At 46.8% G+C, this 24,088-nt stretch carries 23 protein-coding genes; 3 read left to right on the top strand and 20 right to left on the bottom strand.

Features of this window, described 5'->3' with window-relative positions:
• Positions 1 to 130 precede the first annotated feature (130 nt).
• From CHI14_RS15870 to CHI14_RS15855, 5 genes are all read right to left on the bottom strand, one after another.
• A complete protein-coding gene (locus CHI14_RS15870) occupies positions 131 to 577 on the bottom strand; it encodes a hypothetical protein (protein WP_095289488.1) in 447 nt (148 codons plus the stop codon).
• Positions 578 to 666: 89 nt separating this feature from the next.
• Complete coding sequence (locus CHI14_RS15865) at positions 667 to 1,173, bottom strand: type 1 glutamine amidotransferase domain-containing protein (RefSeq protein ID WP_095289487.1); 507 nt, start codon at positions 1,171 to 1,173, stop codon at positions 667 to 669.
• Positions 1,174 to 1,498: 325 nt separating this feature from the next.
• Positions 1,499 to 1,666 carry a hypothetical protein gene (locus CHI14_RS30060; protein WP_153979744.1) on the bottom strand — a complete coding sequence of 56 codons (168 nt, stop codon included), beginning with the start codon at positions 1,664 to 1,666 and terminating at the stop codon, positions 1,499 to 1,501.
• A gap of 74 nt (positions 1,667 to 1,740) precedes the next feature.
• Positions 1,741 to 2,202: a D-aminoacyl-tRNA deacylase gene (gene dtd, locus CHI14_RS15860; protein WP_095289486.1), complete on the bottom strand. Its 462-nt coding sequence runs from the start codon at positions 2,200 to 2,202 to the stop codon at positions 1,741 to 1,743.
• Positions 2,203 to 2,214: 12 nt separating this feature from the next.
• Complete coding sequence (locus tag CHI14_RS15855) at positions 2,215 to 4,392, bottom strand: RelA/SpoT family protein (RefSeq protein ID WP_095289485.1); 2,178 nt, start codon at positions 4,390 to 4,392, stop codon at positions 2,215 to 2,217.
• A 372-nt stretch (positions 4,393 to 4,764) separates the two neighbouring features.
• Here CHI14_RS15855 and uraA point away from each other — a divergent pair, with 372 nt between their 5' ends.
• Entirely contained in the window at positions 4,765 to 6,081 is a 1,317-nt protein-coding gene (uraA, locus tag CHI14_RS15850) for a uracil permease (protein ID WP_095289484.1), read from the top strand.
• Between the two features lie 186 nt (positions 6,082 to 6,267).
• On the opposite strand, the gene CHI14_RS15845 is transcribed toward uraA, so the two are convergent.
• The 6 genes from CHI14_RS15845 to CHI14_RS15820 form a co-directional block, all read right to left on the bottom strand.
• Positions 6,268 to 6,780 carry an adenine phosphoribosyltransferase gene (locus CHI14_RS15845; RefSeq protein WP_095289483.1) on the bottom strand — a complete coding sequence of 171 codons (513 nt, stop codon included), beginning with the start codon at positions 6,778 to 6,780 and terminating at the stop codon, positions 6,268 to 6,270.
• 36 nt (positions 6,781 to 6,816) lie between these two features.
• On the bottom strand, positions 6,817 to 9,225 hold the full coding sequence (recJ, locus tag CHI14_RS15840; protein WP_095289482.1) for a single-stranded-DNA-specific exonuclease RecJ: 2,409 nt from the start codon (positions 9,223 to 9,225) through the stop codon (positions 6,817 to 6,819).
• Positions 9,226 to 9,265: 40 nt separating this feature from the next.
• Positions 9,266 to 10,231: a cation diffusion facilitator family transporter gene (locus CHI14_RS15835; RefSeq protein ID WP_095289481.1), complete on the bottom strand. Its 966-nt coding sequence runs from the start codon at positions 10,229 to 10,231 to the stop codon at positions 9,266 to 9,268.
• A gap of 73 nt (positions 10,232 to 10,304) precedes the next feature.
• Complete coding sequence (secF, locus tag CHI14_RS15830) at positions 10,305 to 11,213, bottom strand: protein translocase subunit SecF (protein WP_095289480.1); 909 nt, start codon at positions 11,211 to 11,213, stop codon at positions 10,305 to 10,307.
• Positions 11,203 to 12,453 carry a protein translocase subunit SecD gene (secD, locus tag CHI14_RS15825; RefSeq protein ID WP_095289479.1) on the bottom strand — a complete coding sequence of 417 codons (1,251 nt, stop codon included), beginning with the start codon at positions 12,451 to 12,453 and terminating at the stop codon, positions 11,203 to 11,205. The genes secF and secD overlap by 11 nt, the downstream gene beginning before the upstream one ends.
• Before the next feature lie 91 nt (positions 12,454 to 12,544).
• On the bottom strand, positions 12,545 to 12,784 hold the full coding sequence (locus CHI14_RS15820) for a post-transcriptional regulator (protein ID WP_095289489.1): 240 nt from the start codon (positions 12,782 to 12,784) through the stop codon (positions 12,545 to 12,547).
• A gap of 227 nt (positions 12,785 to 13,011) precedes the next feature.
• Between CHI14_RS15820 and spoVB the strand changes: the two genes are divergently transcribed.
• On the top strand, positions 13,012 to 14,622 hold the full coding sequence (spoVB, locus tag CHI14_RS15815; protein WP_095289478.1) for a stage V sporulation protein B: 1,611 nt from the start codon (positions 13,012 to 13,014) through the stop codon (positions 14,620 to 14,622).
• 11 nt (positions 14,623 to 14,633) lie between these two features.
• Here spoVB and CHI14_RS15810 read toward each other — a convergent pair whose 3' ends face one another.
• Positions 14,634 to 15,374 carry a YetF domain-containing protein gene (locus tag CHI14_RS15810; RefSeq protein WP_095289477.1) on the bottom strand — a complete coding sequence of 247 codons (741 nt, stop codon included), beginning with the start codon at positions 15,372 to 15,374 and terminating at the stop codon, positions 14,634 to 14,636.
• Between the two features lie 183 nt (positions 15,375 to 15,557).
• Between CHI14_RS15810 and CHI14_RS15805 the strand changes: the two genes are divergently transcribed.
• Positions 15,558 to 15,950 (top strand): TIGR04086 family membrane protein, encoded by a 393-nt coding sequence (locus tag CHI14_RS15805; RefSeq protein WP_095289476.1) that lies wholly within the window; start codon positions 15,558 to 15,560, stop codon positions 15,948 to 15,950.
• Positions 15,951 to 16,035: 85 nt separating this feature from the next.
• On the opposite strand, the gene yajC is transcribed toward CHI14_RS15805, so the two are convergent.
• From yajC to CHI14_RS15765, 8 genes are all read right to left on the bottom strand, one after another.
• The gene (gene yajC / locus CHI14_RS15800; protein ID WP_095289475.1) at positions 16,036 to 16,350 is read right to left on the bottom strand and encodes a preprotein translocase subunit YajC; all 315 of its coding nucleotides are present in this window, start codon (positions 16,348 to 16,350) and stop codon (positions 16,036 to 16,038) included.
• Between the two features lie 65 nt (positions 16,351 to 16,415).
• Complete coding sequence (gene tgt, locus CHI14_RS15795) at positions 16,416 to 17,552, bottom strand: tRNA guanosine(34) transglycosylase Tgt (protein ID WP_095289474.1); 1,137 nt, start codon at positions 17,550 to 17,552, stop codon at positions 16,416 to 16,418.
• Positions 17,553 to 17,605: 53 nt separating this feature from the next.
• Complete coding sequence (gene queA / locus CHI14_RS15790) at positions 17,606 to 18,634, bottom strand: tRNA preQ1(34) S-adenosylmethionine ribosyltransferase-isomerase QueA (RefSeq protein ID WP_095289473.1); 1,029 nt, start codon at positions 18,632 to 18,634, stop codon at positions 17,606 to 17,608.
• 7 nt (positions 18,635 to 18,641) lie between these two features.
• Entirely contained in the window at positions 18,642 to 20,744 is a 2,103-nt protein-coding gene (locus tag CHI14_RS15785; RefSeq protein ID WP_095289472.1) for a SpoIID/LytB domain-containing protein, read from the bottom strand.
• Positions 20,745 to 20,819: 75 nt separating this feature from the next.
• Positions 20,820 to 21,830 carry a Holliday junction branch migration DNA helicase RuvB gene (gene ruvB / locus CHI14_RS15780; RefSeq protein ID WP_095289471.1) on the bottom strand — a complete coding sequence of 337 codons (1,011 nt, stop codon included), beginning with the start codon at positions 21,828 to 21,830 and terminating at the stop codon, positions 20,820 to 20,822.
• Positions 21,831 to 21,884: 54 nt separating this feature from the next.
• Entirely contained in the window at positions 21,885 to 22,499 is a 615-nt protein-coding gene (ruvA, locus tag CHI14_RS15775; protein WP_095289470.1) for a Holliday junction branch migration protein RuvA, read from the bottom strand.
• Positions 22,496 to 22,999 carry a crossover junction endodeoxyribonuclease RuvC gene (ruvC, locus tag CHI14_RS15770; RefSeq protein ID WP_056701196.1) on the bottom strand — a complete coding sequence of 168 codons (504 nt, stop codon included), beginning with the start codon at positions 22,997 to 22,999 and terminating at the stop codon, positions 22,496 to 22,498. The genes ruvA and ruvC overlap by 4 nt, the downstream gene beginning before the upstream one ends.
• A 238-nt stretch (positions 23,000 to 23,237) precedes the next feature.
• The gene (locus CHI14_RS15765) at positions 23,238 to 23,930 is read right to left on the bottom strand and encodes a BofC C-terminal domain-containing protein (protein ID WP_095289469.1); all 693 of its coding nucleotides are present in this window, start codon (positions 23,928 to 23,930) and stop codon (positions 23,238 to 23,240) included.
• Positions 23,931 to 24,088: the final 158 nt, after the last annotated feature.

The raw sequence follows: 24,088 nt of genomic DNA, 5'->3' as shown, positions 1-24,088 counted from the left end.
AATTACAGTAATATTACAAAAATGATAGCGCTTTAATAATATAGAAGTAAACTTATACAGAAGAGCCCTTGTGATCGCGCTGACACGAAATTGAAGTCAGACGTCACAGGGCTCTTCCATAATCTACACGTTAATTCAATTCTTCCACATAGGCATTGTTGGACCGAAGCTTATGAACAATTTCATCATAATCCTCGTCCTGGACTTTGGCAGACAAAACATAATGCAGATCATCATAATCGTCCGAGGAGACGTCTGCCGCTCTGAGCAGATCACCATCCGTATTCACATTGTCGCGTACATCTCGATCAGCATTACGATCCACATTACTAACCACTGGAACTACGTTCTCACTTGCCGGAACTCCAGGCGCCGTACCCACACCCATGGTTCCATTTGTACCTGCGCCACCCGCCGTATTATAAGGCACCAGCGGCAGCAAGATGCGTTTGTCTCTGCCAACCGCACTGTCCAGCTGTCCTACCTCCAAATGCTCGGTCCGAAACGTCTGAAGTGAAGTTCTAGCACCCTCCGCCTCATCTTCGGTTCGAAAATATGCCTGAATATGCTTTGCCATGTCAAACCCTCCTTTGTCGGAATAAATTACATCATGTATTGTGCAGATTATAACTTGATAAACAAGTTAAATCGTTTACCTGTGACCGATTATATGACTTTTAACAGTTCACGAACAAATGCAGGCTCATCAGCTGGTGTTCTCGATGTAATGTAATTACCGTCCACTACAGCCTCATGATCCTTAAATTCAGCACCTGCATTGACCATATCATCCTTAAGTGGTGGATAGGATGTAATGGTTCGCCCTTTGAGCAGGTCAGCGCTGGCCAGAATTTGCGGGCCATGGCAGATGGCTGCGATTGGCTTCTTCGCACTGTTAATCTCCGTTACGAACTTCAGAATATTCGCATCCGTGCGCAGATTTTCAGGAGAAGATCCCCCTGGAATGACCACTGCGTCATAATCTGAAGCCGACACTTCTGCAATCGCCTTGTCTGAAGTATAGGAAGCCTTGCCGCCTTTACCTTTGAGCGTTTCTCCTGCCTTCAAACCGATGATTTCCACATCGTGTCCGGCTTTTTTCACCTCATCATATGGGACCTGCATTTCCGAATCTTCAAAATCGTTCGCCAATAAAAAAGCAACTTTACTCATAACGTACGTTCTCCTTTCCGTGTTCGAAAAATCTTTTCATATTCGGGTTTTGCAGAATTTTGTAATCTACAAATTCAGTCAATCCATGTACAAACCCTGAACCTCGGCACAATCATGTGCCTCGTGTTGTTATTACCCTAACTACAGCTGTTTATAACAGCTCAAGCAACCGATAATTGAGTTTATTTCCAACACGCAAACGAAAAACATCACATAAAAAAGCCCTGATCCGAGTATCGAATCAAGGCTTTCGGCTCTGCTGCTATACGAGTAAGCTTTGGGCATATAAAATGACTGCCTGCTTACAGCTTTTCTTTCATCATAACTAGGCACGCGGCAGGTGACTCTGCTCTCCCTTGTCCGAATCCTGGGTAGACCAGATCGTAGCCACGCATTCAGAAGCTGCGCGAGCCAACTTTAGCGACTCATACAGATTCCCGGGAATAAGCAGTGGTTCCATACGGGAACGTGTTATCTTGGCAGATTGACGCATAGTGAGAGATACTCCTTTGATCAGCTTATGCTAGTACTAGAATTATCCCTTATTATGGCCTGATCCCGGGTGAATTATGCACGTGCTTCCTGACGGAGAGGGCTCTCCAGCATTAAAGTCACGGGACCCCAGTTGGTGAAGGACACATCCATCATGGCTCCGAATCTCCCTGTTTCCACCTGAATGCCTTTATCCCTCAATAGTTGATTAAAAGTCTCATATAACACCTCAGCTGCTTCTGGCCGGGCTGCAGCCGCAAAACTCGGGCGTTTCCCTTTGCGACAGTCGCCATATAGTGTAAATTGCGAGACCGAAAGGACAGCTCCACCCACATCCATTAGGCTAAGATTCATCTTTTCCTGATCATCCTCGAAAATTCGAAGTCCTGCCACCTTGTCTGCAAGATAAACCGCATCTTTCTCCGTGTCTTCATGAGTAATACCTACGAGCAGCATGACCCCGGATTCAATCCGTCCCGTTATTTCGTCACCAACGGTAACCTGAGCCTCTTTGCAACGTTGTACAAGCACTCTCATCTGACAGGCTCCTTACTGCATAATCCGATGCACGGAATAGACATCTTTTACCCGTTTGATCCGTTCGACGACAGAATGCAGATGCTCTGTATTGCGGATCAGGATTGTAACGTGCACCAATGCTAATTTATTTTTGTCTGTCCGTCCGGTGACGGCAGATATATTGGTTTTACTTTCGGAAACGGCCTGAAGCACTTCATTGAGCAGTCCATTGCGGTCATGTCCGGTAATCTCAATATCGACACTGTAGTTGGCCTCAATATTTTCTTCCCATTCCACCTCAATGACGCGTGCTGCTTCCTCTCCATCCCCGCTTGAAGGAATGTTCGGACAGTCGCTGCGGTGCACGGATACCCCACGTCCACGCGTAACGTAACCGATAATGTCATCACCCGGGACAGGATTACAACAGCGTGCAAAGCGAACGAGCAAGTTATCGATGCCTTTGACACGTATGCCGTTGGTAGGACGATTCTTGCGTTCAGGTGCAGGCTTCAGCTCCCGCATTTCGGAATTCAATTCGAGCAAGCTCGACTCTTCCTGTTCCTTGCGCAATTTCTCGGTTGCTTTGGTTACGATCTGCGCAGCGGTAATACCACCGAATCCAACCGCTGCAAGCATGTCATCAATATCGTTAAACGCATATTTTTTGCATGCTTCCATCAATTTGTCATCCGTCATCCAAGCAGAAGGATCAAGCCCCATACGTTTCAGCTCGCGTTCACAGCTTTCGCGGCCTTTTTCAACGTTTTCTTCGCGGCGTTCCTTCTTGAACCACTGCTTGATCTTGGCTCTCGCATGGGATGATTTCGCAATTTTGAGCCAATCCTGACTTGGACCATATGAATGTTTGGACGTCAAAATCTCAATGATATCTCCGGTCTTCAGATGGTAGTCAAGTGGAACGATTCGACCGTTGACTTTGGCTCCAATCGTACGGTTACCCACTTCGGTATGAATTCTGTACGCAAAATCCAGCGGCACGGAGCCTGTAGGCAGCTCAATGACTTCACCTTTAGGCGTAAATACAAATACCAAATCAGAGAAGAAATCCATCTTAAGGGATTCGACAAATTCAGATGCATCCTGCGCTTCATTTTGAAGCTCAAGAATTTCCCGGAAGAACGTAATTTTATCTTCAAAATGATTTCCGGTTGCTGCACCTTCCTTATAGGCCCAGTGGGCCGCAATCCCGAATTCGGCAGTACGATGCATATCCCATGTCCGAATCTGAACTTCAGTCGGCTCCCCATTCGGGCCAACTACCGTTGTATGAAGCGATTGGTACATGTTAGCCTTAGGCATTGCAATGTAATCCTTGAAACGCCCAGGCATCGGTTTCCATAATGTGTGTATAATGCCGAGGGTAGCATAACAATCTTTGATATTATCCACAATAATACGAATCGCAAGCAGATCGTAGATTTCGTTAAACTGCTTGTTCTTCGTTGTCATTTTTTTGAACACACTGTAAATATGTTTCGGACGACCAGACAGATCTGCCTGGATTCCCATCTCATCAAGCTTGGTCGTGATTCCGTCCATCACCGTATCGATGTACTGCTCACGTTCTGCACGCTTCTTGTGCATCAGATTTGCAATACGGTAGTATTGCTGCGGATTCAAATAACGGAGAGCAATGTCCTCCATTTCCCATTTGATCGCAGAAATACCCAAACGGTTGGCAATGGGACAGAAAATCTCCAGCGTCTCATAGGAAATCCTGCGCTGACTTTCTTCCGATTGAAATTTGAGTGTCCGCATATTGTGCAGGCGGTCAGCCAATTTGATAACGATGACACGGATGTCCTGCGCCATGGCGATGAACATTTTACGATAGTTTTCGTTCTGCTGCTCTTCCTTGGAGCGGAACTGAATACGTTCCAGCTTCGTCAAGCCGTCAACAAGCATGGCACACGTATTGCCGAAGTGAGTGCGGATTTCTTCAAGCGATACCGTAGTATCTTCTACAACATCATGAAGAAGCGCTGCAATAATGGAGATGGTGTCCATCTGCATGTTCACAACAATGTCGGCAACCGCAAGCGGATGCAGGATATACGGTTCTCCCGATTTACGCGTCTGTCCATGGTGGGCCTGATCAGCAAATTCGTAAGCTTCACGTATGCGCACCAGATCGGGTTCTTTGATATAAGCTCCGGCCTTCTCGAGTAATTGCTCTATGCCCATTCTGATCTGTTCCGTGTCCTTTCTATACAAAATGGAACCCGTGACAAATGCATCAACACAGGTTCCCCGTAAAAGTAATTTCCTATAATTATGACGCTTCGCCCGTTTCCCGTCAACTGCTGACGAATAAGAGCATATATCCAATTTTTTAAAAGAATTTATGACTGGCCCATCCATATCTCTATAATCCGCTTAACGGGATTAAACCGTGCCTTTATCTTAAATATTATGGCCATTTATATTCGAAATAGAATCAATATTTGATAAAAAACGTACATTCGAAGCCAAATCGCAAAAAATGTTATTGCTTAATTGAGAGAAACTCTGTAATCTATTGAAGATTTGTGTTTCGGAAAAGGAGATGAATGTTCATTGCAACGCGAAATTCAGGTTAATCAGAAGATGCCACTAGGATCTGGCTCCCTGCTCAGTCTGCAGCATTTGTTTGCCATGTTTGGCAGCACGGTGCTTGTACCCAACTTGTTCGGGGTTGATCCAAGCATGATCCTGTTGATGAACGGTATCGGAACATTGCTTTACATATTAATGTGCAAAGGCAAAATACCAGCATACCTGGGTTCCAGCTTTGCTTTTATCGCGCCCGTTACAGTTGTTATAGAATCGCATCCGGGTAACGGCTACTCCATGGCCCTCGGAGCATTTATTATAACAGGTATTGTATTCTGTCTTGTCGCTCTTATCATTAAATATGCCGGGACAGGCTGGATTAATGTTGTGTTCCCACCGGCAGTCATGGGAGCCATTGTAGCCCTGATCGGTTTGGAACTCGTGCCTGTTGCAGCCGGCATGGCTGGGCTGATCAATTCTGACCCTGTGAACAACCCCAACTGGGTTCCTCAGGCCAAGCCCATTATTTTATCCATGGTTACTCTGGGCATCACCGTTATCGGAGCTGTAACATTCCGTGGCTTCCCCAAAATCATTCACATTCTGATCGGAATTGTATCTGGATATGTTCTTGGATTACTTATGAAAGAAGTAGATAAGGCAAGCATTGCTAATGCTGACTTCATTTCAATGCCAACGGTCACCACGCCGACGTTCGACTGGTCAGTCATCTTCACCATTTTGCCTGTAGCTCTCGTTGTTATTGTAGAACACATCGGACATCTGCTCGTAACGAGCAGCATTGTAGGCAAGGATCTTTCCAAAGACCCTGGTCTCCATCGTTCCCTGCTCGGAAATGGGGTTTCCACGATTCTGTCCGGCTTTGTTGGATCCACGCCGAATACGACTTATGGTGAAAATATCGGTGTTATGGCACTTACAAGAGTCTATTCCACCTATGTCATTGGTGGCGCAGCCATCATTGCGATCGTGCTCTCCTTCTCAGGAACATTCTCGGCGCTTGTTGCCAACATTCCGGTACCTGTTATGGGTGGAGTATCCCTGCTTCTGTTTGGTGTCATTGCCGCATCCGGTCTGCGTATCCTCGTTGAGCAAAAGGTGGACTTCGCGAAACCAACTAACCTGCTCCTGACAACGCTTGTGCTTGTCATCGGACTCAGCGGAACTGTGGTATCCATTTACGGAGTACAATTGAAAGGCATGGCACTGGCTACCATTGTCGGTATCCTGCTGAGTCTGTTGTTCAAATTGTTCGAAGTACTCGGATGGTCTAACGACCAATCGGAGAAACAACCCCTGACTGAGAAAACCCCTGACTGATGTCCTTGGTCGGATCATAATCATCCGCATTCGGGGTTAGCAACAAACATAAATACCAAAAAGCCTGCTTTCTCATTTCCTAGGAATTGAGAAAGCAGGCTTTTTAATAATCATTAATGCTGTATATTATTTCCCGGGAAACGGGAATGCACTTTAAAGTGTTAAGACAGCACGCATGCAGGGATCTTAGTAGTTCATCAACGTAAATACATCGATCTCCGGCAATTTGGCACGTCCATTCAGGTCAGACAGCTCAATCAGGAATGCTGCACCTACAACTTTGCCTCCCAATTGTTCAATCAGGTTAACGGAAGTTGCAATCGTTCCACCCGTTGCCAGCAAATCGTCAGCAATCAGGACATTTTGTCCTTTTTCAATTGCATCGGTATGCATCGCAAGTGTATCTTTGCCATATTCGAGATCATAACCTACTTCAATCGTCTCTCCAGGCAGTTTTCCACTTTTGCGAATCGGAGCAAAGCCGACACCAAGAGCGTATGCCAGAGGGGCGCCCACAACGAAACCACGTGCTTCAGGTCCAGCAATGACATCAATTTTGAGATCAGAAACCATTACTTTCAGCTCATTGATTGCCTTGCGGTACATTTCTCCATCCTTCAACAATGTCGTAATGTCCTTGAAGCTGATTCCTGGTTGTGGAAAGTCAGGAATGACACGAATATACTCTTTAAAATCCAAAATAATCTCCTCCTAAAATAAATACACAACTTCCATCTAAGATACGCCCTTCATCCGGGATATCATCCATTGTGTCAGCTGCGGTGTAGATGCATCCAGCAGTACCTGTTCTGTCTCGGCCATGTTTTCCAGCACCTGATAATGACGGGACGAGGCCAGATCGCGTTTGGGCGGGTTATCCACAAACGATATTTTGCCATCCTTGCGGGTGATGAACGATAACTCTTCAAACACATCCAGCATCATGGTAATCATACGCGGCGAACATCCACACTGACGACTGAGCACAGGAGTAATCTCTTGTTCCTCTACCGGTTCAGCTCTCCATTTCGACACCAGCATATAAATACGCTTGAAGAGGTCTCTGGAAGGCATCTGAAGGCGATCTCGGCGGTTGCCTGATCCGTGCAGAAGGATGATATTCTCGGCTCCGTTGAACATGGCCAGCATGGCATCAAGTTGTTCCGGGGTTTCCGGCGTATCAAACACAAATAACGTCCGGACCTGTTCCTGTCCATAATGCTGCGCAGCAGCATTATACGGAAACAACCCGACCTTTCTATCATATACCCAAAGGCACGGTTCATACAATGAATTTCCCTCAGAAACATCGATATCCTTCCGGACAATCGCACCTATTGAGCCAGATGTATACCTTAAATGCACTTCAAGTGAACCAAGGAACTGTTTCATCGCGTTCAGCGGATCAGCATTCCCACGCAGATCGAAGACTTGAGCGTATGGAACATGAATGTCCTGAAGCATCAATTGCGGTTTGCGCATCCCGTTCCATTCATTGATAGACAATTCGCCCATTACGTCAATTAGAGTACCCGCAGGTAAAAATTCGGCTAAAGCTCCCTTGCCAAAGGCAACCGTTTCGAGCTGCTGCCCGTCTTGTTCGAGAACCAGTTTCAGATGCCGCTTCTCCCGGCCCATCGTTCGTGTTTCTTTTACCATGACATTCCTCAAAACAAAACGAGGTGAAGGATTACTCATGCCGAAAGGTTGAAGTCTGTCGATTTCCTGAATGACTTTCAGCGGCACGTCACTAATTCTACACTCGTCGTCTGCCAGTCGCTCAGGCATAAAATCCGCTTCCGTCAGAACGGAGGCGGCAAACTCATTCAACCCCGACTCCAGCTCTTCCAGCTGATCCCGATGAAGGGTCATGCCTGCAGCTGCCGGATGTCCACCATAGTGGTCCATTGTATGTTTACATGCGGTGAGTGCCTCATAGATATCCAGTCCATCAATGGAGCGGGCAGAGCCTTTGCATACACCCGTCTCGGGGTCTATTCCCAAGATGAGTGTTGGACGATAATAGCGTTCGAGTATTTTGGAAGCCACGATGCCCACAACCCCCACATTCCAGCCTTCTCCCGCGAGAACAATTACATCGGGAACTTTGCCGGAACGAAGCTGAATTTTTTGCTCCAACTGCGCGCTGGCTTCCTGGACTATGCCCTCGACGACCTGCTGCCGTTCCCGGTTCAACAGATCGAGTTGACCTGCAAGCATATGAGCCTCATCCAGATTCTCGGTTGTAAGAAGCGAAACAGCTCTTCCTGCATGATCCAAACGCCCACTCGCATTAATACGGGGAGCCATCGCAAAAGCAATATTCACCGATGTAACCTGGCTTTGATCTACGCCGCTGATCTCAAGCAGCGCACTTATGCCTGGCAGACGTGATCCCCGCATGGACTCAACGCCATAACTGACAATAACCCGGTTCTCTCCTTCAAGCGGCATGAGATCGGCGACGGTTCCGATAGCAGCAATCTCCATCCATTCGCCAGGCACATCACCGATCAGGGCTTGAGCCAGTTTCAAAGCTACTCCCGCGCCGGCCAAGCCTTTGAAAGGATATGGACAATCGGGAAGTTTTGGATTAATCAAAGCAAACGCTTCTGGAAGAGTCTCAGGCGGTTCATGATGGTCTGTTACAATGACCTCCATCCCAAGTGTTGCCGCATATGCAATTTGATCTACCGCACTGATTCCTGTATCGACCGTAATAATTAGAGTAACCCCTTGCTGATGGGCCCAGTCCAGCGCATGATTGTGCAATCCATAGCCTTCATTGGACCGATGAGGGATGTAGATATCATAGGATGCCCCAAGATGGCGCATTAAATGGATCATCAGCGAAGTACTGGACACACCATCTGCATCGTAATCTCCATAAATTAAAATATGTTCACCACGCTCGAGCGCAAGTCGGATACGGGGTACAGCTTCATTCATGCCCCGAAGCAGATAAGGATCATGCATCTGCCCCAGATCGGGATGAAGAAACCGCTCTGCCTCAGTTTCATTATGGACTCCCCGGCTAACCAGCAAACGTCCAACAAGTGTTGAAACGGAAAGCGCCTGCGAGAGTCCCGCAGCCGCCTCCAAATCGATATTCGGTGTGTTCCACCGGTATTGCGAATAAAGCAATGATAACGCTCCTTTCCTGATCTACGGGACCCGCGCTTCATTACTGAATTAATGTCGCTTCATGATCGGGCAGTTCATGATTGGATTTGTATGGATATCCCGGATCATAAGGGATAGCCTGGATTTGTACTTCTTTTACATGACTAAACCGGGTTAACAGCAAGGTCTTGGCCCGATTGGCAATTTCCTGTGCTTCCAGCACCGAAATTCTCGGATTCACACTAATGACCAGTTCAACGGTTACAGCATGTTCCTGTTCCCGGGCAGTCAGATGCTCAATCGTAATAACACCATAAACGCGTTGTACCGTTTCCTTGAAATCCATGGCCTCTTCCTGTTCCAGTTCCTGAACGAGCGAGCCATAAACGGTGTCTACAATCATACGGTAACCCTTATGAAGCACAAAGCAGGAAGCAATAAGTGCAGCCGCTGGGTCCATATACAGCAAAACATGAATCCCCATCGTTTCACCAGCCATAGAACCTGCAATGCCTACGAGTACAGTGAGAGAACAATAGAGCGCACGGCGATGTTCCTGAGCATAGGACAGTGCCTGCGACTGATTGCGCCTGCGGTAATATCGATATTGAAATTGGAAAATAGCTTCTTTCACAGCAAGTGCAGCAAAAGCTGCGATAAGTGCATGATCGTATTTTGCCGATTCGCCAGGCTCATCCCCGGTCAATCCGGTCAGAGCAGAGATTGCAATCTGAAGGCCTCCCATAAGGATCAGGACGGACAGCAGCACCGTAATCCCGGGCCTCGCCATGCGCGAATGCTCTCTGGCCTTTTCCCTGCGAGCTTTGTTCCTATCCTGTACAGACTTCGAGGGGAAGAGACCTGCCAGTGAGGAAGCAGCTTCCGAGGCAGAATACAGACCATCGGCAAGCAGCGATTTGCTGTTCGCCATATAACCGACGCCAGCCTTAATCACTGCAAGTGTCATATTCCCGGCAATACCACTCCACGTTGCCGCTTGAGCAGCTGGAATACGTTCTCTGGTCATGGAAATTCCCCCTTAATCCTGTACGTAACGTTGCAAAACCGCGCCTGACAGACGCGGCTTGCAAATAAGATGTTTAGTTGGATGCTTTGGCAGTTGCTTTAGGCTTTGTTGTCTGCTTGCCTTTGAGTGTAAACCACAACGGTGCTGCAATAAAGATGGAAGAGTATGCGCCGAACAATGTTCCGATTACCATTGCAAGCGAGAACATGCGGATGGACTCTCCACCAAAGATAAACAAGCAAAGTGATGCAATGAATACCGTAAATGTCGTGTTTAATGAACGAGTCATTGTTTGTGACAAACTGCGGTTAACCACTTCACGCAAATCAGCTTTTGTTGTTTTCTTGGCAAAACGAAGGTTCTCTCGAATCCGGTCAAAAATAACGATTGTATCATTAATCGAAAACCCAACAATTGTCAATACAGCAGTAATAAATGTCAAATTCACTTCCAGTCGGAAGAGAGAGAAAACACTAATGACTACAAATGCATCGTGGAACAGGGAAACAACTGCTGCCACAGCAAAGCGCCACTCAAACCGAATAGCTACATAGATCATAATCCCGATACTTGCTATGAGAACCGCATAAATTGCGTTACGTTCAAGCTCTTTGGCCATTTCCGGGTCTACGGTATTGACTTCATAAGAAGCCTCCGGATCCAGCTTGGTGAACTCCTCTTTGAACTTGCTCTCTTGTGTCTCATCCAATACGTTGGAGAAACGAACGTTAACTCGGTCGGCACCTGGCGTAATATTTACATCGCCTTCATTGACGCCAATGTCTTTGATGATCGGAGTAATCTGTTCGGACGTTATCGCTTTGGAAACGGTAATATCCACATTCGAACCTGAGCGGAAATCAACCGCATAATTTAATCCAAGGGAGAACAAACTGATAATCCCTGCCAAAGTCAAAATAATGGAGAACGTATAGGCAATCTTACTGCCCTTAATGTAATCAAAGTTCCAATTAAAGCGCACGAATTTCACTCTCCTTCACTCCGAAGTACTTAGGCTTCTTCAACACGTTAGCCCGCACAAGCAGGGTCAACAGGAAGCGGGAGAAGAAAATATTCGTGATAATGCTGGTGACGATGTCAAAAATCAGCACGAGCGCAAAACCTTTGACTGCGCCTGTACCCAGGAAAAACATAACGGCCGCAGCAATGATGGTTGTGATATTGGAGTCGATAATGGTACGGAAGGAATGTTTGCTTCCCGCCTTAACTGACGACAAAATCGATTTACCACTCCGCATTTCTTCCTTAATCCGCTCGTACGTAATGATGTTGGCGTCAACCGCCATCCCTATACCCAGGATAAATGCTGCGATACCCGGAAGGGTAAGCACAAATTCTCCCATATAGAAGATCGCAAGTACCAGCCACGTATGTGTAATCAAGGCAAAACTTGCAATGATCCCCGGTATGCGGTACAGACCAATCATGAACACTAAAATAATAACGGAACCGATCAAGCCCGCTTTAATCGTTTGGTCTAGAGACAATTTACCCAGCGTTGCTCCAACGCTTTGAGAGTATTTCTCTGTAAGTTTCAGAGGAAGTGCACCCAGGTTAATGGTGTCACGCAGCTGATTCGCTTCCTCACGTGTGTAATTACCAGTAATCTGTGCCGAACCGTCAGTTAATTGCTGTTGTACGGTTGGGGCAGAGAGCAGCTGATCATCCAGATAGATGGCAAGAGGTTGTCCGATGAGACGTTTGGTAACTTCCGAGAACTTCGCTTTATCTTTGACCTGGATATCGATCATTGGTTCATTCAGCTGATTGAAAGTCACTTTTGCGCCGTTTTCAACAAATTCGTTTCCTCGAAGCTCAATCTTCGTATACTCGCCTTCCTTGTCATTCTCCGCTTTACTACGGAAAGTCAGGACGGCGGGTTCTTTCATTTTGGCTCTTACTTCAGCCTCGTCCGTAACACCAGCCAATTTCAAACGAATCCGGTTGGTTCCTTCAGTGGTTACTTCCGGCTCGCTTGTTCCGAGCGCATTGGCACGGCTCTCCAGACTTTTTGCAGTTTGTACCAAAGAAGCTTTGGTAACTTGCTGCCCTTGTTCCAGCGGCTCTGCTTCATATAAGATCTCGTAGCCTCCCTTTAAATCGAGGCCCAAGCGAATATTTTTGAGCAGGCCCGGACTTGTGCCCAACATGACTCCTGCGGTCACAAGCACGACCAGAATGAAACTGACAATTCTCTTCATGCCGTTCCTAGATCCCCCTTCATTCTCAATATTCCTATTATAGCGATGCCGTAAAAAGCAGTCAATTTCCAACACAAAAAGATCCCTTTCGTTAGAAAGAGGATCCCCGGTATGCAGAAACGGTCATAAAGTTCATAAAGCTTGTTGCTTTCAGTGACAAAATGTCGTTCACCAGTTGGTGAAGCGGTGGAATGCCCTGTTTTTCATATTTATGACTAACGCAATTCCAGACATCTTTGCTGGTCACATATTCGTACCCGACAAGCCTTAATTCCTCCGCCTTGCTGCGACATAACATCTCAATGGATTCTTCCAGCTCCATATCGTTCATTTCTTCCAAGCGGGGAGCGCCTCCCTTCTTACGCACAAGCCTTTATGCGGCATCAATATTACATGATTCGACTTCATACATTCAGATTCCTGCTTGCCCGATCTGGATCTTTTTGTTAATGGAGTCCAAGTTGTCATGAGAAGACAGTGGACTGGCATAGGATGAAGAACAACGGCTTTGTCCCGTTTACGAGACCTGTTACTTTCAACCGGGAAAGAGGGGTAGTTTTGAAGAAACAGACATTTATCCAGGGAGCCATGATCCTGCTAGCCGCAGGCATAATTAATCGTATTCTCGGTTTTATCCCCCGTATTGCGCTGCCTCGCGTAATCGGAGCAGAAGGGGTTGGTTTGTATCAGCTGAGCTATCCTTTCTTCATCGTACTCGTCACATTAATTACCGGAGGCATCCCGCTCGCCGTTGCCAAACTCGTTGCTGAAGCAGATACAGGCGCCAACCGCTATTCTCCCCAGCGCATATTACAGATTAGTCTAAGCTTTACCTTGACCTTGGGCGTAGTTTTCATGTTTCTGTGCATTGTCTTTGCCCCGTGGGTTACACGTTATGTTCTGACGGATGAGAGGGTGTATCATACGTTTGTAAGCATGAGTCCGATGATTGCGATCATAGCCGTATCCGCGGTATATCGCGGGTATTTCCAGGGCAAGCAGAATATGATTCCTACTGCCGCTTCATCCATCACGGAAACCATTGTACGCATTATTTGCGTGATCTGGTTCTCCTGGCTGCTTCTCCCACAAGGTATTGCCCAGGCAGCAGCAGGGGCCATGCTCGGAGCACTCGTCGGTGAATTTGTTGGCATGCTTGTACTGTTATGGAATTATAACAGACATAAAAAGGATCCTGAGCGTTCCAATCATCTGATCCCACCAAATGCAAATGTTCCTTCACCCGCACTACCCGTTGATTCAAATGCTTCACAAACAGGATTGATCAGACGCCTCCTGGCCATCTCTGTACCCGTAACAGCCGGCCGCCTAGTAGGCTCACTCTCCTATCTTGCTGAAACCATTGTCACCGCTCAGAGTCTGGCTCTTGCAGGCATATCCCGCGGATTGGCGACCGCTCAATATGGTGCGTTACAAGGCATGATCATTCCGCTACTGCTCCTGCCCGGTGCGCTCACTTCATCACTTGCCACATCACTTGTTCCCTCCCTGTCTGAAGCATCCGCACAGGGGGATCGGGCGCTCATCCATAAACGAATGCACCAGGCACTGCGGCTTGCCCTCGTCACAGGTGCCCCTTTTTCTGTTTTTATGTATGTGCTTGCCGAACCGATGTGTTTAGTACTGTATAATGATGCATCGATTGGAAGCATGCTTAAACTTATGGCTCCTTTTGCCCTGTTTATCTACATTCAGGCACCTCTTCAAGCTGCTCTGCAGGCACTCGATCGTCCAGGAAAAGCTCTTCTCAATACATTTATCGGTGCGGTCATTAAAGTCACTTTGATTTTACTGCTTGCATCCAAACCCGAATACGGCATATTCGGTGCAGTGATTGCTATCTGTGTGAACTCAACTGTGGTTACTCTCTTACATGCCAGAAGTGTGCGCAATTTGCTTCAGTTCCGGTTCAAATTGATGGATTGGGTCAAAACAGCAACCGGCATGGTTATTATGGGAGCAGCAACCCTTTTGGTTTATGAACATACGGCCATTTTGCTGCCCTTCTGGCTGAGAATGATCCTTGCCCTTGTTGTTGGTCTCATTGTTTATTTTATTGTCATGGGCATGACCCGCATGATTGACTTTCATGATCTCTCCCGGATGCCGATCATTGGCTCCTGGTTCCAACGACGTTCTCGGAAATAAGAAGATTATCGCTATTTTTTATCATCCTTCAGGCTTACGAATACTTTGCCATTATGGTCGATGGAGCATATAAACACATCCTTGAAATCAAGCACACCCTTCTGTTGAATCTGATTCTTTAGCCAAAAACGTGTTTTCTGGATCAGCTCCAAATTTTGGTCTTGGACTTTACCATCCATAATTAACGGCAGGGGCAGACCCTCATATTTAATATTTTGAAAGCCATCGACCTTGTCCTGCCTGGGCTTTTTCATGTTATTTTGCGATGAACTGTTACTTTGGCCCGAAGAAGAGTTGTTCATGGGGATAACCGTTAACTTCCCCGTCGTTTCCAAAATGGCAAATTCGACTTCACCAATACTGTCGATATTCTGTTCACGCAACTGCAGCAGCAGGTCATCCAAATTATATCGTTGTTTACGCATTTCATCACGATGGAGTGTACCCTTGGAGATGAGTACCGTCGGTTTGCCATCAATCATGAGTCGTAAGCGACGGCTCTTGAGACTTAGAAAAGCCATGCCGATCTGAACAACAAGTACGGTCACCATGGGCACAATGCCGTGATACAACGGTTTATCCGTATCCTCAATGACAAATGCTGCGATCTCGGCAAGCATAATGGACACAACCAGATCGAACATGGACAGCTTGCCTATTTCCCTTTTCCCCATAACCCGAATGGCTCCATAGACGATAAAATACATGAGAATCGTTCGAAAAATATGTGCTCCTATATCCGAAAAACTCATAACATGGTCCCTCCTTCACATCTGATTTACAAACAGATACCTGAAGCGTAATCCCTATTTTGACCGGAACCAGATATGCTCATGCGAATCTTGATTGTTCATTTAATGGAAAATTCAGTTCATAACTACAGAGGCTTGACCATACAATGTAATAATTTCAAACTTGTACAAGGGGGTTGCTTCATGCAGCTGATTCGCCGAGTGATTTCGTTTCGAATGTCCAACCCGATATTGTCGGGCCTCTGCCATGCATTTGTATGGATGTTGCTGGGAGCGTTAATCCTCTCCCTCTTTCTCTGGATGAGTAACATGCGGGAGCAAGAACTTTCACTTTACACGTATGTCGTTCATGGCTTGTCTTTACTGGTTGGAGGATTTGTAGCGGGAAAACGGTCTGGCGAAAAAGGCTGGTACCATGGAGGGCTAACCGGCATCATTTATGGACTGATCGTATTGCTTATAGGTTTCCTCGCTTTGGATGCTTCATTCAATTGGAAAGACAGTCTGCAGCTTGCAAGCGCATTTCTGATTTCGGCACTCGGAGGAATTTTCGGGGTGAATACACACAGATCCTAGAAGTTTGACTCATTTGACCATACAGAAAAATAAAAAAGAGAACCGGGTCTCTAGAGATCCGGTTCTCTGCACAAACTACAATAATCTATTCAACAGCGGTTTCACGACTCACTGCACTGCTGATCGCATTACGGTCGAATGTAAGCTTAGTTACATCGTTTACACGAAGTACAACAACATCATCCGTAATTTCAGCGATTGTACCGTGAAGGCCACCGATCGTTACAATTTTATCGCCCTTTTTCAACTGGTTCAGCATCGCATTACGCTGCTTTTGCTTTTTGTTCTGTGGACGAATCATCAAGAAGTAGAAAATCGCAACCATGAGTACCAAAGGTACAATCAAAGATACAATTCCACCGCCCGCATTGGCCGCTTGTAAAGGCATTACCTGGAACATTCAAAACTCCCCCTTATCGACTATACTTACAGATACTACGTGTTTCTCCGGTTCTGCAAAACCTATCAGAAACCTTTGTCATTGTCATGAAGACCATATTGATCGAAAAATTCATCACGGAAATCAAGCAAACGATCTTCCATTATGGCTTTGCGCACGTTGCGCATCAAATTCTGCAAGAAATGAAGATTATGAATGGTCGTCAAACGCAAGCCAAATGTTTCATCCGCTTTGATCAAATGACGCAGGTAAGCTCTGGAGTAGTTACGGCAAGTATAGCAATCGCATTCAGGATCCAGTGGACCAAAATCTGTTGCAAACTTGGCGTTACGAACAACGAGTCGTCCCTGACTTGTCATTGTTGTTCCGTTACGGGCAATCCGGGTAGGCAGTACACAGTCGAACATGTCCACTCCACGAATTGATCCCTCAATCAATGCATCGGGCGAACCTACTCCCATCAAGTAACGTGGTTTATTGGAAGGTAACAGCGGTACTGTATAATCCAATACGCCATACATCAAATGTTTCGGCTCTCCAACACTCAGTCCACCAATAGCATACCCCGGGAAATCCATGGAAGTCAAATCTGCGGCGCTCTGACGGCGCAAATCCTCATGCATGCCTCCCTGTACGATGGCAAACAGGCCTTGATCATGCGGACGAGCATGACTTTCGAGGCAACGTTCCGCCCAGCGGCTCGTTCTCTCGAGTGATTTTTTTACATATTCATATTCAGCCGGATATGGAGGACATTCATCAAATGCCATCATAATATCGGAGCCGAGCGCGTTCTGAACTTCCATGGCCACCTCGGGTGAAAGGAACTTTTTGTCTCCATTCAGGTGGGAACGGAAGTGAACACCTTCTTCTGTAATTTTGCGCATCTCACTGAGGGAGAATACCTGAAACCCGCCGCTGTCCGTCAGAATCGGCCGATCCCAGTTCATGAACTTGTGAAGACCGCCAGCCTGGCGAACAATTTCGTGTCCTGGTCTGAGGAACAGGTGATAGGTATTGCTCAGAATAATCTGTGCATCCATCTCCTTCAACTCTTCAGGACTCATTGTTTTTACAGTCGCCTGTGTACCAACAGGCATAAAGGTTGGTGTCTCGATAATACCATGCGGTGTATGTACACGTCCCAGACGCGCACCGGATTGTTTACATGTTTTGATATGTTCATACGTAATTGCTGCCATTGGTTTTAATCATCCTCTAAAATTAATCGTTAGCCTCAGTATGCCTTTGTGAATCAATAGATTAACATGGCATCGCCAAAACTGAAAAAGCGGTATTTCTCTTGAATCGCCTGCTCATATGCATTCATGATATGTTCTCTGCCTGCCAGTGCACTAACTAACATAACAAGTGTCGATTTCGGCAAATGAAAGTTTGTAAGCATGCCATCTATAACTTTGAAATTGTAACCTGGGTAGATAAAGATTTTGGTCCAGCCGCTGCTCTCCTGAAGCACCCCATCTCCAAACTTGCTGCCTACCGTTTCAAGCGTTCGACAGCTCGTCGTTCCTACTGCAAATACACGGTTACCACGTTTCTTCGTTTCATTAATCAGGTCCGCCGTTTCCTGAGACATGGAGTAATACTCTTCGTGCATCTCATGCTCTTCCACAACATCAACAGACATTGGGCGGAATGTTCCGAGACCAACATGAAGCGTAATGAAAGTAACATTGACGCCTTTGGCACGGATCTGATCCAGCAGCTCATCCGTAAAATGCAGCCCAGCTGTTGGAGCCGCTGCTGATCCTTCGTGCTTTGCATACACCGTCTGGTATCTTTCACGATCATCCAGAGTCTCTTTAATATAAGGAGGCAGTGGCATCTCGCCCAAACGATCCAGGATCTCCTGGAAGATTCCGTTATAGGAGAATGTGAGGGTACGTGCACCCATTTCGCCTTCTTCATCAATGACAGCCTTAAGCTCATCACCGAATACAATAACTGAACCGGCTTTCAGCCTTTTCCCTGGTTTGACAAGAGCTTCCCAGCGGTCGCCTTCAACATTTTTCAGCAGGAGTACCTCAGCTTTGGCTCCGGTATCTTCTTTTGTACCGAACAGTCTCGCTGGCAATACCCGCGTGTCATTCAATACCAAAGTGTCGCCAGGCTCTAGAAAATTGATGATATCCGGGAACGAGCGATGGTTAACCTCACCGTTCTCCTTGTTCAATGTCAGCAGCCGCGATGCCGTACGATCAAGCAAAGGCGTCTGTGCAATCAACTGCTCTGGTAATTCAAAATCATATAAGTTCACATTCATTTTCAATTCATTCCTTAACAATAGTCGCATTTTGATAATAGTGTTTCAATATTGTCTGGTAATCATACCCTTCATCAGCCATACCTTTGGCACCCCATTGAGACAAGCCCAATCCGTGACCATTACCTTGGCCGATAAACATGAAGGTTTGACCCTGAGTTACTGCTCTGGCTTGACCATCACCGCTCATAACGACAAGAGCATTACCGGATGATGTTCCCGTTCCGGAAGCGGACAACACAGCAGCACCTTTTGATCCGGTTTTGCTTGAAGTTTGCCCGTCAGCGCCTAATACAGTATAACTTCCGGTCCCTGCAATATCAAATAAAGTACTCGGCAATCCTCCAAGTGCAGAACGATATGTATCTGCATATTTGACTGTCAAAGGTTGTCCATTCGCACTCACTTCAAGAGCTCTTCCTGAAGGTCCACGCTTTGTGACCTCCAAGGTAGAGATGGATGCCGGAACGGTGGTCGTTGTTTTCCCTTGTAACGCTTTAACCAACGCTGCAGAGGTAAATGGTCCTCTTACCCACGCGTAATCGTTGGATTGAGCCACTTTCGCCAAAACAACAGCCTCCGTGCCCGGGTTCATTTTCGCCACAGGTTCAACCGTGGATTGGATTAGCGGAATGGGACGTACATTGGTGTTTTGTGCAGTGACTGTGACTTTGGACAATCCTGCTTCTGTTTTAGTCGTCAATTCTTTTACATTATCCTCACGGATATATCCACTAACCCCTGAGCTTAGCAGTACATGGTACCATGTGTGTAAACCTGCCTGAGCTGACGCATCTCCAGGGCTGTCCACATTACTGAATACGCCTGCGCCCCCATTCCATACTTCGGATGGGTGAGCCGTTTGGCCCCCAGCATTGGAAGAGAACACAGCTTCAACGATTTTACCGCCGCTTTTGATGACTTCACCTGCTGTTGCATCTACTGCACTTGTTACTTTATCGTTCTCCGAGCCTATTCCGTTATACGCTTGGCTGAGTGTCGTATCCACAACATTGGCGATTTTGAATCGCTCTCCCTGTTGAAGTGCGTAAGAACGAGCTGCGACAGCCTGAACTTTCAGAGCCTCTGCCGGCCAGGATGAATATACTTCAGCGCCTACAACCGAGTATAGATACTGCTCCAGCGGGACTACGTTGACCAAAGCCAAATCTCCGCCTACGATACTAACTTCCATGTCCCCACGGTATGTCCGCGCGGAACGCTCCAGCACTTTAATCCCACTTCCATCACCCTGCACATAAGCTTTTGCTTCAGTGCCTGCAATCGTGTAATGTGGAGCAGTTTTCAGCGTATCTGTGCTGAGTCCCGCATCCTGTCGGATCATGAGTACGTTGCTGTCAGATACTGGCGTCAAGCTTACGCCCGGTGCCTTGACTTCCACCGTTTTTTTAAATGCTGCTAGTTCGGCGTCCGTTACCGCTTCCCCGACCCACACTGAATATCCTTGAGCCCCGCCACTGAGCTGCAATACGGTAATGGCATTGATTCCAGCGGCTAAGAGCGATTCCTGTGCAGCCTCAGCTTCCTGAAGCGAACTGTAGCTCCCTGCTGACAAATGTTTGTTTCCAGTTACCACCGGTTTTTGACCGCCGAGCCCTGCTGCTGCCACCTTTTGCACTCGTGCAACAGCTTGTGTAGCCAAAGCTTCTGTCGCATAATTTCCTGTGTATAATTGAAACGTGGCCTTACCGCTCAACGTCGTTGTGAACAGCAATGGTTTATCACTGGTCGCCTGCAACAATTTTGCTGCTGCTGCAGCAGTCTTGAAGTCCCCGGTTTCCAGCACTTTCACACGAAATCCATCTGCACTGAAGCGAATTTGACCAGCAGGAAGTGTGACTCCCGCCCCGCTCTCTGATCCAATGCTCCATATGCCGATTGATTCAAGTGTAATGAGAGGGGTTGTTGACTTATATGTGCTCCCCAGATTCGCAAACATGGCGACCCGAATCATCTGCCCGTTACTCTCTGCAGCAAAAGCGGGCACTTGCAGACATCCCACTGTTAAGAGTGCAGCAGCCAATACCTTTAACCGCCGACTCCACTTCTTCTTTTGTAATGCTTTCCCCACGTTCAAACTCCTCTCCATGCTGTTTCTACACGTTATATCGGGAAGTTTACATAAAAACTTCAATTTGATTTCTTAAGAACTACAGAAACTGGTTTACTTTCCGTCCCTCGGTGGTATAGGCAAACCAAGATGATGGTAAGCCAGATCCGTAACAACCCTGCCTCTTGGTGTCCGCTGAATCATACCGATTTGCAGAAGATAAGGCTCATAGACATCCTCAATCGTCTGACTTTCTTCACCAATCGTTGCTGCAATCGTGTCCAGTCCAACGGGTCCTCCGCGGAAACTGTTAATCATGGATGTAAGCATCTTGTGATCAATCTCGTCCAAGCCGCGCGGGTCAATCTGGAGCCGTTTTAATGCTTCTTCAGCCAGTGCCTGAGTAATGATTCCATCGCCCCTTACCTGGGCAAAGTCACGTACCCGTTTTAGCAAACGATTGGCAATTCGCGGTGTCCCGCGTGAGCGGAGAGCAATCTCTTCTGCAGCATCACCAACAATTTCAACGCCCAAAATTTCTGTAGATCGTGAGACGATATAAGCCAGCTCATCCACGGTATAGAACTCCAACCGACTGATTACACCAAACCGGTCTCGAAGCGGTGCAGACAGCAAGCCAGCGCGTGTTGTAGCCCCGATCAAGGTGAATGGTGGAAGGTCCAATCGCACGGAACGCGCACTTGGACCTTTTCCGATCATAATATCAAGGGCAGAGTCCTCCATAGCCGGGTACATTACTTCTTCAACGGTACGGTGCAGACGATGAATCTCGTCAATAAACAGAACATCGCCTTCCTGTAGATTCGTCAGCAGTGCAGCCAGATCACCCGGACGTTCAATCGCCGGTCCCGATGTGGTACGCAAGTTTACGCCCAATTCGTTGGCAACGATATTGGCAAGTGTCGTTTTACCAAGTCCTGGCGGACCGTAAAGCAGCACATGATCCAATGCTTCATTGCGTAATTTGGCAGCTTCAATATATATTTTCAAATTTTCCTTGACCTTGTTTTGCCCGATATATTCATTCAGATACCGGGGACGGAGACTCAGTTCAACATTCTGATCCTCCATCATGAGGTTAGCGGAAATAATCCGGTCATCCATGTTCATCCCTACCTTTTTTTGTGCGGGCTACTGCCATTATATATGCAAATTCAATTATCCGGTAAACAGCATTTGCAGCGCACGTTTCATCAACACATCAACAGAATCAGCTGATGTTACATCCTTTTTCAATTTCAGCCACACTTTATCCAGCTCACTGTCTGTATAACCGAGAGCCTTCAAACCATCCCGAGCCTCATCCCAGGCCGAACCGCTTCCCGCTTCTTCAGAAGGTGGAGCAAACAAACCTGTAGCATAAGCCGCTGCTCCAAACCCGTCCAGCTTGTCTTTCAGATCCAAAATCATGCGTTGTGCTGTCTTTTTGCCGATACCCGGCAGCTTCGTCAGGAACGTCAGGTTCTCCTGGTAGATCGCTGTAACGACATGGTCTGGCGTACCACCGGCCAATATCCCCAGTGCCACCTTTGGTCCGATACCGGATACTTCAATCAGTTTGCGGAACAAGCGCTGTTCTTCCCGTGTAACAAATCCAAATAGCAGCATCGCGTCTTCGCGCACATGATGATGGGTATACACCGTGATCTCGCCTTCCTGCTTCGCAAACGCAAACGGATTTGGACAAAATACACGGTATCCCACGCCATGAACATCCAGCACAATATATTCATTCTCTACATGTACGAACTGTCCTCTTAGAAAATCAATCATTTTCGCAATACCTCATTCAACTTGGAATTTAATGTATATGAGTGCGCGTGACATACAGCCACAGCCAGAGCATCCGCTACGTCATCCGGCTTCGGTATAGCCTGCAAACGCAAGAACATTTTGACCATTTCCTGCACCTGCCGCTTCTCTGCCTTACCGTATCCTACAATCGCCTGTTTAATCTGCATTGGAGTATACTCCGCTATAGGCAATCCCTTCTGAGCAGCTGCAAGCACCATAACGCCTCTTGCCTGACTGACAGACATCGCTGTAGTTACATTCCTGTTAAAGAAAAGTTTCTCCAGTGCTACTGCATCTGGTTTGTATTTATCGATCAGCTGCACCATGCCTTCATACACGTGAAGCAGCCGTTCTTCTTCAGGTGTATGAGCTTCAGTCTGAATGCAGCCATATTGTACGGGTACCACTTTACTACCGATCTTATCCACAAATCCAAAACCGACAATCGCAATCCCCGGGTCTATTCCCAAAAAACGCAAAACCATCTCTCCCTTACAATAAAGCGAACATATGTATCGTTCATTTCATTATAACAAAAGATAGACCCTGCGACAGGAAAAACTTTGTCTAATCTCAGGAGGGCATGGTTCGGCATCATTCTGGCTTTTCTGCACGATATGCTTGTACTTGTCGACTCGTTATTTTCTACGACAAAAAGGACATCTCTCGATGTCCCATGATTGACCTCTCGGTATGACCACTTTGGATGCTATCCATTCATCCGCCATTTCGGAGCTCTTCTTTATGTGGTCCATCAATGGCATAATCACTAAAAGTCGAAATCACGCTGTTATATTCATCCTTGTCTTGTACACGGATTCCTTGCTGCAGCTGCTCCAGTACCCCTTCAGGCAAAGAACTCTCCAGCGATCCGACGTCCATTTGAAAAAAAGTACGGATTACTTTTTCTTCTGCAGGTCGACCTTCGTAAAGATTAAGATTACCCACTGCATCCACGCTGATATATGCCTGTTCCTTGCATAGCGGTGAAAGATCATCTACTTGTTTCTTAATTTGCAATGTATCCGTAGACACTACCTCAGCCTCCCACTCCGGATGCTGTTGAAGTAACACTTTTAATTGAGGGATGGTCATTTTTCCCAATTGTTCCGTTTCAATGCCGCAAATATAATGCGTCTCCATAACCACAGAAGTTAAACGATCCGTCTCGGAACCAAGTTGTCCCAATATGCGTTGTACCTCTTCTTCGGAACGTTCTTCCGTGACTGGAGCCATAGCCGTAGTGGCCTCACTGAAGTTAGTGGTTAACAACCGCTCAATGTGAGATGAAATTGACAACCCGCTGTATGCCAGAATAGTAATAGCCACCAATGAGGCAGCCATCCATGCCGTACGTTTCCAACGCCGCCATCGCCTTTTAAACTGTTTTCTGAATTTAAACGTGTTCACATGAACCCCTTCTATCACTTTTTTAAACCTAGTGTGACCGAAAGGATTATGCTTTATGCAAAATTAACCCAATGTGAAAAGCCAAAGTACTTTCCTCATTATTTTTAGAAAAACACAAAAGTGGACTATCTTATTATAGATAGTCCACTTCTTAAAGA

The organism is Paenibacillus sp. 7516, assembly GCF_002272715.1.
GTDB lineage: Bacteria > Bacillota > Bacilli > Paenibacillales > Paenibacillaceae > Paenibacillus > Paenibacillus illinoisensis_A.
Note: the sequence above shows the minus strand (reverse complement) of the source record. Positions and strands in the feature narration are given on the sequence as shown.